A 12,996-nucleotide genomic window follows, 5' to 3' on the forward strand; every position below is an offset into this window, starting at 1 on the left:
GCATCCCATACAACGTTACGCTCACGCCGAGTCCTTCCCGTTCAGGTCGTCGTGCCGTGCGGCGGGTCCGCTGGTGCCGCCGGGTGTGCCGTCGACAGCGCCCGCGACCGCCTGGTCGATCAGGGCGGCGAGACGCACGTCGCCGTCGGGGATGCCGACCTCGCGGGCGTGCGCGGCCATCAGCGCGATGCGGTCGCGGTCGCCGAGCAGGGGCACGAGCTCGCGCGAGACCCACGCGGGAACGAACTCGGCGTCGGCCACCAGCAGGGCTCCCCCCGCCGACACCAGGTCGTGGGCGTTGAAGCGCTGCTCGCCGTTGCCGACCGGGTAGGGCACGAGCACGCCCGGCACCCCGAGGGCGCCGAACTCCGACAGCGTCGAGCCGCCCGCCCGCGAGACGGCGAAATCGGCGACGGCGAGTGCGAGGTCCATGCGGTCGCAGTAGTCGAGGAACACGTACCCGGGCAGGCCCGGATCGGTCACCTCGGCCCGGCCGCCGGCGATGTGCAGCACGTTCCAGCCCGCGGCGAGCACCTGCGCCGCCGTGGCGTGCACGGTGGCGTTGATGCGGCGGGCGCCGAGCGAGCCGCCCGTCACGAGCAGCGTGGGGCGTGCGGGGTCGAGACCGAAGACGCCGTGGGCTTCGGTGGCAGCCGCCGCCCGGGCGCCCGCGTCGGCGAGCGAGGTGATCTCGCGCCGCAACGGCATGCCGACGAGCGTGGCGTGCGGCAGCCGCGTCGACGCGAAGCTCACGCCGACCCATGGTGAGAAGCGGGCGCCGAGCCGGTTGGCGAGGCCGGGTTTCGCGTTGGCCTCGTGGATGACGAACGGCACGTGCGCCTTGCGCGCCCCGAGATAGGCCGGCGCCGAGGCGTAGCCGCCGAAGCCCACCACGACGTCGACGTGGCGGTCGGCGATGATCGAGGCCACCCGCGCGATGGTGCGCCGGAACGCCCCGGGAAACCGCAGCGCCGCGGCGTTCGGCCGGCGCGGGAACGGCAGTTTGGGGATCGTCACGAGCTCGTAGCCGCGCTCGGGCACGAGCCGGGCCTCGAGGCCTTCGGCGGTGCCGAGCACCACGATCTCGGCTGCGGGGTCGCGGCGGCGCAACTCGTCGGCGGTGGCCAGCAGCGGGTTGACGTGCCCCGCGGTGCCGCCTCCCGCCAGGAGGTAGGTGGTCATCGCAGCGGGCTCCGCGACGACGAGGGGCGCGTGACGCGCGAGGCGCGAGGCGCCGGCGCAGCCTGCGGGGCTTGCGGCGCCTGCGACATCCGTTCTGCCCTCGCGCTCGCCACGGCGTTCTCGCGCGCGATCGAGAGCACGATGCCGATGGCGGCGAGGGTCGTCAGAAGGGCCGACCCGCCCGACGAGATGAGCGGCAGCGGCACGCCGAGCACCGGCAGCACGCCGAGCACGACCGCGATGTTCACGAACGCCTGCCCGATCAGCCACACCATCACGGCGCCGGTCACGACCTTCGAGAACATGTCGTTCGACGACCGGATGATGCGCACGAACGCGATCGCCAGGGCGATGAAGAGGATGAGCACCACGATGGCACCGACGAGGCCGAGCTCCTCGCCGATGATGGCGAAGATGTAGTCGTTGTCGGCCGCCGGCAACCACGACCACTTGGCCTTGGAGTTGCCGAGCCCCACTCCGAAGACACCTCCGCCGGCCAGCGCCCACTCCCCGTGCTGCGCCTGCCAGTCGGTGCCCTGGTAATCGGCGCCGGTGCCGTTGAAGAACGACATGATGCGGGTGGTGCGGCTCTCGCTCGAGAACGCCACCACCACGGCGATGATCGCGCCCGCGATGACGGGCAGCACGATCATGCGCAGCTTGATGCCGGCGAAGAAGAGCGCGCCGAACACGAGGCCGGCCATGATCATCACCGTGCCGAGGTCGCCGCCGAGCAGCACGAGCAGGATGGCGCCGCCGGCGACCGGGAGCACCGGGATGGCGACGTGCCCGAGCGTGCCGAGCAGGGCCTCCTTCTTGGCGAGGATCGCGCCCACCCACACCACGAGGGCGAGCTTCACGAGCTCCGAGGGCTGGAAGGTGTAGCTGCCGATCGCGATCCAGTTGAGGTTGCCGCCCACCTCGTCGCCGAGCGGGGTGAACACGAGCAGCTGCACGCCGATCGCGACGAAGATGGCCAGCCACGCCCAGCGTTTCATGAAGCGGATGGGCAGGCGCGACACGACGAGCATGAGCGGGATGCCGAGCAGGGCGAAGAGCCCCTGCTTGAGGAAGACGCTGAAGAAGTCGCGGCCCGAGGTGAACGAGTCGATCGAGCTCGACGAGAGCACCATCACGAGCCCGAGCAGCACCAGGAAGAGCGTGGTGCCGAGCAGCAGGAAGTAGTTGCTCGACTCGGCCGTGAACACCTGGCCGAGCGAGATGCGCGCCGAGTGGGCGCTGCCGGCCGTGCCACCACCGCCGCCGCCGGTAGCGGGTGCTCCGGATGCCGCGGCCGAAGGCCTATTCCGGCCGAATCTCGGAAGGGTTCGGGAGGGTGTCGTCACCGTCAATACCTCCCACGTGCTTGCGCACGGCCTCCGCGAATCGGGTTCCGCGGTCGGCGTAGTCTGCGAACTGATCCATCGATGCCGCTGCCGGTGCCAGCAGCACGACGTCTCCGGGCTCTGCCGCGGCGGCCGCCAGAGCGACCGCACGCGTCATCACGTCACTAGTCTCATCGTGCTCGACCTCGAAGAGCGGCAGCCCGGGCGCGTGTCGCCGTAAAGACGCGACGACCTCGGAGCGGTCGGCCCCGATTACGACCACGGCACGCACGCGACCGCCGTCGCCGCCGACCGAGGCCTCGACGAGCGGGTCGATGTCGACGCCCTTGAGCAGGCCGCCGACCACCCACACGATCGACGGATACGCCCGCAGGGATGCCGCGGCCGCATGCGGATTGGTCGCCTTCGAGTCGTCGACCCAGGTGACACCGCCGGCCGTCACCACGTGCTCGATGCGGTGCCGGTCGAGCGTGAACTGCGCCAGCGCGGCACGGATGGCCTCGATCGAGGCGCCGTAACTGCGGGCGAGCGCACTCGCGGCGAGCACGTCGGCGACGGTGTGCGGAGCGCCGAGGCCACGCATCCGCAGTTCGTCGACCGTCGCGATCTCGAGGGCGGCGTCGCGGCGGTCGTCGAGGAATGCGCGGTCGCACAGGATGCCGTCGACCACCCCGAAGTCGCTCGGGCCCGGCACCCCGAGCCCGAAGCCGATGGCGCGGGCGCCCTCGATCACGTCGGCGTCTTCGACGAGGGTCATCGTGCGCAGGTCGTCGCGGTTGTAGACGCAGGCGATCTGCGTGTTCGTGTAAACCCGGGCCTTGGCGGCGACGTAGGCCTCGAACGAGCCGTGCCAGTCGAGGTGGTCTTCGGCGAGGTTGAGCACCACCGACGCGTAGGGAGACATGCTCGACGTGGAATGCAACTGGTAACTCGACAACTCGACCACCAGCACGTCGAACCCCTGGGGGTCGCGGATGGCGTCGAGCACCGGGATGCCGATGTTGCCGCACGGCGCCACGCGGTGCCCGGCGGCCAGCAGCATCGAGGCCGTGAGCTGCACGGTGGTGGTCTTGCCGTTGGTGCCGGTCACGGCGATCCAGTCGGCCGGCTTGCCCGTCTGGGCGTCGACGACCTTGTCGCGCAGCCGCCAGGCGAGTTCCACGTCGCCCCAGACGGCGGTGCCGCGGTCGCCCGCCCACACGAGCAACGCGTCGTCGGGGTGGTAGCCGGGCGAGGCGACCACGAGTTCGGGGTCGAAATCCTGCAGCTCGGCGGGCACCTCCCCACCGGGCGCGAGCACGAGCTCGGCGCCGATCACGGGGATGAGGTCGGCGTACTGCTTCGCCGCCTTGGCGGCGACCACCAGAACGGATGCGCCGAGTTCGGTGAGCGTGTCGGCCACGGAGAATCCGGTGATGCCGAGACCGAGCACCGCCACCCGGAGCCCCGCCCAGTCGGAGTGCCAGCTGGTGAGGCCGTCGAGACGGGACGGCTCGGGAATCGGGGTCGCCGCGGCATCCGTCATCGTGACAGCCACTCGAGATAGAACGAGCCGACGGCGCCGGCCACGAAGAGACCGGCGATGATCCAGAACCGCACGACGATGGTGACCTCCGCCCAGCCCTTCATCTCGAAGTGGTGGTGCAGCGGGCTCGCGCGCCAGATGCGTTTGCCCTTGGTGAGCTTGAAGTAGGTCAGTTGCACGGCGACCTGGCCGGCGACGATCACGAAGATGCCGCCGATCAGGATGAGCAGCAGTTCGGTGCGGGCGAGGATCGCGAGAGCCGCGAGCGCCCCGCCGAGGGCGAGCGAGCCGGTGTCGCCCAGGAAGATCTTGGCCGGGTTGGTGTTCCACCAGAGAAAGCCGATCAGGGCCCCGACGATCGTGGCGGCCACCACCGCGAGGTCGAGTGGATCGCGCACGTCGTAGCACTTGTCGAGCACGTCGGTGTCGAGCGTCACGCTCGCGCAGCTCTGGTTGAACTGCCAGAAGCCGATGATCACGAACGAGCCGATGGCGAGGATCGACGATCCGGGCGCGAGGCCGTCGAGCCCGTCGGTGAGGTTCACGCCGTTCGAGGTGAACATGACGATGATGCAGATCCAGACCACGAAGGCGATGACGCCGAGAACGAGGCCCCAGGAGAGGAAGTCGAACGGCAGGTCGCGGATGAACGACACCCGGGTCGACGCGGGGGTCTCGCCTTGCTTGTTCGGGAACTGGATGGCCAAAAGCGCGAAGATGATGCCGACGATCACCTGCCCGATGATCTTCGCCACAGGGCTCAGGCCGAGACTGCGCTCCTTGTGCACCTTGAGGAAGTCGTCGATGAAGCCCACCACGCCGAGCCCGGTCATGAGGAACAGCACCAGCAGGCCCGAGATGGTGGGCGGCTCCTGGGTGAGCAGCGCCGAGACGAAGTAGCCGAAGAGCACCGCCAGGATGATGACGATGCCGCCCATCGTGGGCGTTCCGCGTTTGACGTGGTGGGCGTCGGGCGTGTCGATGTTGATGAATTGACCCCAGGCGAACCGCTTGAACATGCGGATGAACACCGGGGTGAGGAAGAGCGAGAACGCGAGCGAGAGCGACGCGGAGGCGAGGAGGGTGATCATGCGTTCGCCTGCTCGGTCGAGTTCGCCTGGGCGATGCGGTCGCCGAGGAAGCGCAGGCCGGCCGAGTTCGACGACTTCACCAGAATGAGGTCGCCGGGCTGCGTGTCGGCGGTGACGAGGTCGAAGGCCTCGTCGGCGGTCTCGACGAAGAACGCCTCGCTGCCCCACGACCCCTCGTGCTCGGCGGCCAGGTGCATGGCACGGGCGGCCTCGCCCACGACGTAGAGCTTCTTGATGTTGAGGCGCACCGCCATGCGGCCGATGCGGTCGTGCTCCTCGACCGAGAACGGCCCGAGCTCGCTCATCTCACCGAGCACGGCGATGGTGCGCTGGTCGTCGCGGGCGATCTGGGCGAGCGTCTTCAGCGCGGCGGCCATCGAGTCGGGGCTCGCGTTGTAGGCGTCGTTGATCACCTGCACGCCGTTCTTGCCGCCGAGCAGCTCCATGCGCCAGCGCTCGGCGCGCACGACGGTCTCGAGCGCGGCGACGATGTCGTCGACCCCCACCCCGAGAACGTGCGCGGCAGCGGCGGCGGCCAGGGCGTTCATGACGTGGTGCTCGCCGAGCACGGCGAAGCGCACCGCGCGCGACTCGCCCGTCGGCAGGTGCAGCACGAAGGTGGTTCCGGCGGCCGTCGCGTCGAGGTCGGTCGCGCGCACCTCGGCCTCGGGCGACAACCCGAACCAGAGCACGCGAGCCGCCGTCTTGTCGGCCATGCTCGCCACCCGCGGGTCGTCGCGGTTCAGCACGGCGACGTCGCCGGGCACGAGGTCTTGCACCATCTCGGTCTTGGTGGCGAGGGTGGTCTCGATGCCGCCGAACTCCCCCGCGTGGGCGAGTCCGACCGTCAGCACGACACCCACGTCGGGCTTCGCCATGCGGATCAGGCGGGTGATCTCACCCTTGCCGCTCGCGCCCATCTCGGCCACCAGGAACCGGGTGGTCGGGGTGAGCTTCAACATCGTGAGCGGGGCCCCGACCTCGTTGTTGAACGAGTCGCGCGGGGCGACGGTCTCGCCCACCCGCGCTGTGATCGCGCTCAGCAGGTTCTTCGTGGTGGTCTTGCCGTTCGAGCCGGTGATGCCCACGATCTTGAGGTCTCCGGTCGCGCGCACGCGCGCCACGACCTCGGTCGCGAAGTGGCCGAGGGCGAGCACCGAGTCGGCCACGACGACCTGCGGGATGGCGAGATCGAACGGCCGCTCGACCACCACGAGCGCCGCGCCGGCCTCGACTGCCGCGGGAACGAACCGGTGGCCGTCGTCGAACTCGCCGCGCTTCGCGACGAAGATGTCACCGTCCCGCACCAGACGGGAGTCGGTGTCGACGGTGCCGTTCACGACCGTCTCCGGCGACCAGCCCGCGAGCGAGGCGGCATCGGTGATCACGAGTTCGCCCTGGAGCGCCTTCGCGATCTCGGTGAGTGTGAGATCGAGCATGTGTCAGAGCCATCCGTGTTCGTGCAGGGCGTTCCGTGCGTCGTCGCGCGCGGAATAGGGGATCTTCTCGCCCGCTACTTCGTGGTAGTCCTCGTGGCCGGGGCCGGCGTAGAGCACCACGTCGCCCTCCGAGGCGATCGACAGCGCCTTGCGGAACGCCGCCCGCGGATCCGCGACCTCGTAGATCTCGCGGCCGGGGGCTGCGGCTCGAGCGGAGTCGAGCAGCACGCGCCGGATGGCGGCCGGGTCTTCGTAGCGTGGGTGGAAGTCGGTGACGACCACGGCATCCGCGAGCCGGGCCGCGATGGCGCCCATCTCCTCGCGTTTGGAGGGGTCGCGGTCGCCGTCGGCGCCGAAGACCATGATGATGCGGCCGTCGGTGACCCGCCGGATCGACTCGAGCGTGAGCGTGAAGGCGTCGGGCGTGTGGCCGTAGTCGATGTAGACGACGGGCCCGCGGTCGCCCGAGACCTTCTCGGCTCGGCCGGGAATGTAGACGTCGATGCCGGGCTCGCGGTCGCCGTCGTCTTGCGCCGACCCGTTCGAACCGCCCTCGCCGCTCAGGGCGTGGGCGATGGCGCCGAGGTCGAAGCCCGATTCGACGAGCATCACGATCGCGAGGGCCGCGTTGGCGGCCATGAAGCTGCCGAGCAGCGGAACGGATGTCGTGAGCGACCGGTGGTCGGGCCCGCTCAAGGTGAACGTGGTGCGGTCGGCGGTCTCGTCGTCGATCGTGAGATGCCACTGCGCCTCGCCGAACCGCGCGTCGGAACTCGGGGCGGTCGAGATGGTGGTGAGCGGGATGCGCGACTCCGAGGCGAGGCGCTCGCCCCACTCGGCGTCGACGATCACGACGCCGCGCTTGGCGCGATCGGGCTGGAAGAGCTCGCGCTTGGCCGCGTAGTAGGTCTCCATCGTCGAGTAGTCGTCGAGGTGGTCGTGCGAGAGGTTGGTGAACCCCACGACGTCGAAGACGATGCCGTCGACGCGGTGCTGGGTGATGGCCTGCGCCGAGACCTCGAGGATGACCGAGCGCACGTGGGCCTCACGCATCCGCGCGAGCATGGCGTGGATCTCGGTCGCCTCCGGCGTGGTCAGCGTCGACACGATGGTCTCGTCGCCGATGCGGCGCTCGGCGGTGGTGCTGAGACCGGCGACGATTCCGAGCTGGCGCAGGATGGCCTCGAGCAGGTAGGCGACGCTCGTCTTGCCGTTGGTGCCGGTCACGCCGAACAGCGTCGGCGGCTCCTCGCGGGTGCGGTAGATCCAGGCCGCGAGCTCGCCGAGCGCGAGCCGGGGCTCGGGGGTGACGATGACGGGCAGGCCCGCCTCGGCGGCCAGGGGCACGCCCTCGGGGTCGGTGAGGATGGCCACCGCGCCGGCGTCTCTCGCGGCCTGTGCGAACGAGGCGCCGTGGAACCGCGCGCCCTTGAGGCCCACGTAGAGGTCGCCGGGAACCACGTCGCGCGACGAGATGGTGATGCCGGAGACCACGTCGGACACGGGGGGCCCGACCTGCTCGAACCCGAAGTCCTCGACCAGGTGAGGGAGCGATCGCGCGATGGGATGCTCCGGTCGTAGAGCCGAAGAAGCCCGATCAGCCACTGGTCTCCTTCGTGCTCAATATGTTGTCGGAAGATCGGGCGCGGGCTCCGTGGACGGAAGAACGCGGTGCTCTTTCAGAACCTGCGACATGATCTTCTGAAAGACCGGTGCCGCCGCCAAACCGTTCTCAATGGTAACCGGCTTCGCGATGGTGACCGAAACGACGTATTGCGGATCGTCGGCCGGAGCGAGCCCCGCGAGCGACGTGATGTAGCTGTCGCCGTAGGCTCCGTTGCCGTCGCTCATCTGCGCCGTTCCGGTCTTCGCGGCCACCCGGTAGCCCGGGATCTGCAGGTCTGCCGAGGCGTAGCCGCCGGTCGCGACGGTCTCGAGCATGTTGATCGTGTCGGTCGCCGCCTGGGGCGAGACCACCTGCGATCCGGTGGTGTCGGGCACCTGGGTGACGGTGCCGTCGGCCTGCTTGCAGCCCTCGACGAGCTGCACCGGCAACCGCACGCCGCCGTTGCCGAGCGCCTGGTAGACGCTCGCGATCTGCACGGCCGTGGTCGAGATGCCCTGCCCGAAAGTGGTGGTGAGGTTGGTCTGGTCGTCCCAGGCGTCCCACGGCGCCAGGATGCCGCCCGACTCGGCCGGGAAGCCCACCTCGCTCGGGCTCGTGACGTGGAACTTGGTCATGTAGTCGAACCGCTGCTGCGGGGTGAGCAGCTCGCCCAGCATCGCGGTGCCGGTGTTCGACGACTCCTGGATGACGCCCGCGAAGGTGAGGCGCAACGGGTCGACGTGGAACTCGCTGTCACGGGTCGACGCCCCGTTGGGGTCGGTGTAGACGTAGGGCGCTTCGACCTGCGTGCCCACGTTCGCGAGGCCGGCGTCGAGAACGGATGCCGCGGTCAGCGCCTTGAAGGTCGAACCCGGTTCGAACGGCGCCTGGAACGCGATCGAACCGCGCTGGTCGGCGGGCGTCGCGTCGATGTTGTTGGGGTCGACGCTCGGGTAGTCCGCCACGGCCAGCAGCTTGCCGGTCTTCACCTCAGTGACCACCACGGTGCCCCACGCGGCTCCGGTCTCCTGGATGCGGGCCGCGAGGGTCTGCTGCGAGAACCACTGCAGGTCGCTGTCGATGGTGAGCACGGCGGTGCCGCCGTTCTTCGCCTCGGTCTGCGTGACCGTGCTGCCGGGGATGGCCACGCCGTCGGCGCCGCGCTCGTAGGTCTCGAGACCGTCGGTGCCGGTGAGGCACTCGTTGTCGATCTGCTCGACGCCGGCGGTGCCGGTGGTGCCGTCGGACAGGAAGCCGATCAGGTTGCCGGCGACGGCGCCGTTCGGGTAGGTGCGCACGGGGTTCGACTCGTAGTAGATCCAGGGGATCTCGAGGTCGCGCACCGCCCGGAAGACGTCGACGTCGACGTTCTTGACCAGATAGGTGAAGTTCGACGAGGGGTCGGCCGTGAGGATGCCGTAGACCTCGTCGGAGGTCTGACCGGTGATCGCCGCGATCTCGGCGGCGGCCTGCGTGGGGGTGACGGTCGACGTCGTGCCCGCGGCATCCGTTCGGTCGAAGTCGGTGACCGATTTCGGCGAAGCCGTGATGTCGTAGCGCAGCACGGTCGTGGCGAGCACGGTGCCGTCGTTGTCGGTGATGTCGCCCCGGAGGCCGTAGGTCGAGGTGGAGGCCGAGAGCTTGTCGAACGACTCCGCGTTGAGGGTGTCGGCCTGCACGATCTGGATGGTCACCAGGCGCACGACGAACACCGCGACAACCGCGACGACGGCGAACACGGCGACGGCGGCCCGGCGACGGGTGCTTCGGGTGGCGGCGGTGTTCACTCTGGTCTCCCCTGAAGCCTGCGCCCGGTGCGGCGCGTCGGTCGTCGGATCATGCGGTGGTGGCTACCGCGTGGTCGGGGAAGGAAGTGCACCCTGCCACGGTACGTCGGGCTGGGGCTCGGCCGCGGGAGGCGCGCTTGCGACCGCGGTTCCGGTCGCGGCATCCGTGCCGGCCGCTGCCGTCGTGCCCGGGGTCGTCGTGCCCGGGGTCGTCGCGTCCGGGGTCGTCGCGGGCGGGGTGAGCAGCGAGTTCGGAATGAGCGAGGCGCCGGCCACCGCGCCAGGAGCCGCCGCGACCGGCGAACCGAGCACGGCACCGTCGGAGAGCCGCAGGTAGACCGGGGCGCTGTTGGTGACCATGCCGAGGGCGGCGGCGCTGGCCGCGAGGTTCTGGGGCGACGACAGCTTGTCGAACTGCTCGCTCAGCACCTGGTGGCTGCGGTCGAGCTCTTTCTGTTGCTGCTGCAGCGACGAGATCTCGTAGGCGCCGTCGGAGAGGCCGATGCTCAGCATGAGCTGCGTCACCACGATCGCGAGCACGCCGGTCACGACGACCGCCGCGTAGGCGATCTTCGGCCGGGCCCGACGCTGGCTGCGCGTCGGCACGATCTCGATGCGCGGTGCGGTCTCGCGGCGTCCGGGCTGCGGTCGCCCGATGCCGGGCCGAGCCGTGTCGGGGAACGCCGTGTCGGGGAACGCCGTGTCGGGGAGGGCGGAGCCGGAGGGCAGGAACGTGCGCGGCCTCGTCATGGTCGCGCCGGCCAGGTTGGTCATGCGATCTTCCTGATCTTCTCGGCCGCGCGCAGTCGCACGGGGATGGAGCGCGGGTTGCGCGCACGTTCGTCGTCGTCGGCGAGCTCGGCGCCGCGCACCAGCAGCTTCAGCTCGGGGCGGTGCTCGGGCAGTTCGACCGGCAGGCCGGCCGGAGCGGTGGATGCCGCCCGCGCCTGCAGCTCGCGCTTCACGATGCGGTCTTCGAGCGAGTGGAAGGCGAGCACCACGATGCGGCCGCCGACCTTCAGCGCGTCGATCGCCCGCGGGATGGCGCGTTCCAGCACGGCGAGCTCGGCGTTGACCTCGATGCGCAGTGCCTGGAACACCCGCTTGGCTGGGTGACCCGAGTGCGAGAACTTCGCCGGGGTCGCCGCCTGGATGATGTCGACCAGATGTCCCGACCGCAGGATCGGCCCGTCGGCCCGCGCTGCGACGATCTTGCGGGCGTAGCGGTCGGCGAGCTTCTCTTCGCCGTAGTCGCGGAAGATGCGGCGCAGGTCGGCCTCGGAGTAGGTGGCGATGATCTCGGCCGCGGTGAAGGCGGCCGTGTCGTCCATGCGCATGTCGAGGGGCGCGTCTTTGGAGTACGAGAAGCCCCGCTCGACCTGGTCGAGTTGCATCGACGAGACGCCGAGGTCGAACAGGATGCCGTCGACCTCGTCGATGCCGAGACCCTCCAGCGCTTCGTCGATCTCGTCATAGACGCAGTGCACGAGGTCGATGCGGTCGGCGAAGGGAGCCAGTCGCTCGCCGGCCAGACGCAGGGCGTTCGGGTCGCGGTCGAGGCCCACGAGGTGGAGGTCGGGGAACGCGCGGAGGAACGCCTCGGAGTGACCGCCGAGCCCGAGGGTGCAGTCGACGAGGATGGCGCCCGGCGCGCCGAGCACCGGCCCGAGCAGCTCGATCGTGCGCTCGAGGAGCACCGAGGTGTGGATCGAGGCGGGGTCTTGCTGCCCGTGCTGTTCGTGGTGTTCGCGCTGTTCGCGCTGTTCTGGCTGCTGGTGCTGTTCTGGCTGCTCGTCCATGTGCATCCGGTTCCTGGTTCGCAACCCCTGATCCCCATCCATTCCGACCTGGCACCGGGGAAGTGCGCCAGGGCGATGAACGGCTGGGAGTCAGGGGCGACGACTCAGAAGAGTCCCGGGATCACCTCCTCGTCGGTGGAGGAGAAGGCGGCTTCCTGGGCTTCGAGGTAGGTGTTCCAGGCCTCGGCGTCCCAGATCTCGGCGCGGCTGCCGGCACCGATCACGACGAGGTCGCGATCGAGGTTGGCGTAGCTGCGCAGTGGGGCGGGAACCGTCACGCGGTGCTGCTTGTCAGGGGTCTCGGCGCTGGCGCCGGAGAGGAAGACACGCAGGTAGTCGCGGGCCTGCTTCGAGGTGACCGGCGCTTGCCGGATCTTGTCGTGCAGGTCTTCGAACTCGCGGGTGGAGAAGACGTAGATGCAGTTCTCCTGGCCGCGGGTCATGACGACTCCCCCGGCCAGTTCATCGCGGAATTTGGCGGGCAGGATGATGCGCCCTTTTTCGTCGAGCTTGGGAGCGTACGTGCCAAGGAACACTTACCTCCCCTTACTCTTCCGGCCAGAATTGTGGGCTACCTCCACTTTACTCCACTTCACACCACCAATCAACGATCAAACCGGGATAAGCGTAGTGAATCGTAGAAAAACCCCCAAGATCATGCGGATCTCAGGGGTGGAGGGAAATGGAGGGTCTGGGGCACTCCCGGGAGGGTCCGGGCACAAAAAAAGACCGGCCCGAAGGCCGGTCTTCTCAGAAGTGGTGGGGACTACTCGTCGCCGTCGTCGCGACGCTCCCAGCGGTCGTTCAAGCGGTCCATGAAGCCCGACTTGTTCGACGACGCCTTGCCGGCCCGCGCCGAGCTGGCGGGGGCACCCGGTGCAGCCGGCATGCCGCGACCGCGCTTCGTGCGACGCAGTGCGAGCAGCACCCCGCCGAACATGGCGATGAAGCCGACGAGCCCGATGAGGGGTTGGTGGAAGATGACGCCGCCGATGACGATGCCGAGGCCCAGGATTCCGACCAGGATTCCGAGCACCAGGGCACCGTAATTCAATCGACCTCGACCACCGCCGACGGCCGATACGAAATCGGCATCGTTGTGGTAGAGGCTGCGCTCCATCTCATCGAGGAGTCGTTGTTCTTGCTCCGAAAGCGGCATCCTATTTCACCTCAGGCTCGGGACCGACGCGTGATACTGCTGATTGTAGTGCGCGCAGTCTA

General features: G+C 69.4%; 11 protein-coding genes. All 11 read right to left on the reverse strand.

All coding sequences use genetic code 11. The features are described from left to right. Positions 1-21 precede the first annotated feature (21 nt). Positions 22-1,182: a UDP-N-acetylglucosamine--N-acetylmuramyl-(pentapeptide) pyrophosphoryl-undecaprenol N-acetylglucosamine transferase gene (locus N1032_RS07175; RefSeq protein WP_259538335.1), complete on the reverse strand. Its 1,161-nt coding sequence runs from the start codon at positions 1,180-1,182 to the stop codon at positions 22-24. After that, a complete protein-coding gene (gene ftsW, locus N1032_RS07180) occupies positions 1,179-2,528 on the reverse strand; it encodes a putative lipid II flippase FtsW (protein ID WP_259538336.1) in 1,350 nt (449 codons plus the stop codon). Before ftsW ends, N1032_RS07175 begins: the two co-directional genes overlap by 4 nt. Further along, the gene (gene murD, locus N1032_RS07185; protein WP_259538671.1) at positions 2,485-4,053 is read right to left on the reverse strand and encodes a UDP-N-acetylmuramoyl-L-alanine--D-glutamate ligase; all 1,569 of its coding nucleotides are present in this window, start codon (positions 4,051-4,053) and stop codon (positions 2,485-2,487) included. Before murD ends, ftsW begins: the two co-directional genes overlap by 44 nt. Further along, positions 4,050-5,144 carry a phospho-N-acetylmuramoyl-pentapeptide-transferase gene (gene mraY / locus N1032_RS07190; RefSeq protein ID WP_259538337.1) on the reverse strand — a complete coding sequence of 365 codons (1,095 nt, stop codon included), beginning with the start codon at positions 5,142-5,144 and terminating at the stop codon, positions 4,050-4,052. Before mraY ends, murD begins: the two co-directional genes overlap by 4 nt. Beyond that, positions 5,141-6,583: a UDP-N-acetylmuramoyl-tripeptide--D-alanyl-D-alanine ligase gene (locus N1032_RS07195; protein WP_259538338.1), complete on the reverse strand. Its 1,443-nt coding sequence runs from the start codon at positions 6,581-6,583 to the stop codon at positions 5,141-5,143. The genes mraY and N1032_RS07195 overlap by 4 nt, the downstream gene beginning before the upstream one ends. A gap of 3 nt (positions 6,584-6,586) precedes the next feature. Next, a complete protein-coding gene (locus N1032_RS07200) occupies positions 6,587-8,188 on the reverse strand; it encodes a Mur ligase family protein (RefSeq protein ID WP_259538339.1) in 1,602 nt (533 codons plus the stop codon). A 15-nt stretch (positions 8,189-8,203) separates the two neighbouring features. Further along, a complete protein-coding gene (locus N1032_RS07205; protein ID WP_259538341.1) occupies positions 8,204-9,976 on the reverse strand; it encodes a peptidoglycan D,D-transpeptidase FtsI family protein in 1,773 nt (590 codons plus the stop codon). Between the two features lie 63 nt (positions 9,977-10,039). After that, entirely contained in the window at positions 10,040-10,750 is a 711-nt protein-coding gene (locus tag N1032_RS07210) for a hypothetical protein (RefSeq protein WP_259538342.1), read from the reverse strand. After that, complete coding sequence (rsmH, locus tag N1032_RS07215; RefSeq protein ID WP_259538343.1) at positions 10,747-11,775, reverse strand: 16S rRNA (cytosine(1402)-N(4))-methyltransferase RsmH; 1,029 nt, start codon at positions 11,773-11,775, stop codon at positions 10,747-10,749. The genes N1032_RS07210 and rsmH overlap by 4 nt, the downstream gene beginning before the upstream one ends. 104 nt (positions 11,776-11,879) lie before the next feature. Continuing rightward, positions 11,880-12,311 carry a division/cell wall cluster transcriptional repressor MraZ gene (gene mraZ / locus N1032_RS07220; RefSeq protein WP_259538344.1) on the reverse strand — a complete coding sequence of 144 codons (432 nt, stop codon included), beginning with the start codon at positions 12,309-12,311 and terminating at the stop codon, positions 11,880-11,882. A gap of 230 nt (positions 12,312-12,541) precedes the next feature. Further along, complete coding sequence (locus tag N1032_RS07225; protein WP_259538345.1) at positions 12,542-12,934, reverse strand: DUF3040 domain-containing protein; 393 nt, start codon at positions 12,932-12,934, stop codon at positions 12,542-12,544. Positions 12,935-12,996: the final 62 nt, after the last annotated feature.

Source organism: Herbiconiux daphne, assembly GCF_024979295.1.
In the GTDB taxonomy this organism is placed as follows: Bacteria; Actinomycetota; Actinomycetes; order Actinomycetales; family Microbacteriaceae; genus Herbiconiux; species Herbiconiux daphnes.

Coding starts and splice junctions, on each gene's coding strand:
- N1032_RS07175 (WP_259538335.1), bottom strand. CDS start 1,182: ATGACCACCTACCTCCTGGCGGGAGGCGGCACCGCGGGGCACGTCAAC.
- N1032_RS07195 (WP_259538338.1), bottom strand. CDS start 6,583: ATGCTCGATCTCACACTCACCGAGATCGCGAAGGCGCTCCAGGGCGAA.
- N1032_RS07225 (WP_259538345.1), bottom strand. CDS start 12,934: ATGCCGCTTTCGGAGCAAGAACAACGACTCCTCGATGAGATGGAGCGC.
- rsmH (WP_259538343.1), bottom strand. CDS start 11,775: ATGGACGAGCAGCCAGAACAGCACCAGCAGCCAGAACAGCGCGAACAG.
- mraY (WP_259538337.1), bottom strand. CDS start 5,144: ATGATCACCCTCCTCGCCTCCGCGTCGCTCTCGCTCGCGTTCTCGCTC.
- murD (WP_259538671.1), bottom strand. CDS start 4,053: ATGACGGATGCCGCGGCGACCCCGATTCCCGAGCCGTCCCGTCTCGAC.
- N1032_RS07210 (WP_259538342.1), bottom strand. CDS start 10,750: ATGACCAACCTGGCCGGCGCGACCATGACGAGGCCGCGCACGTTCCTG.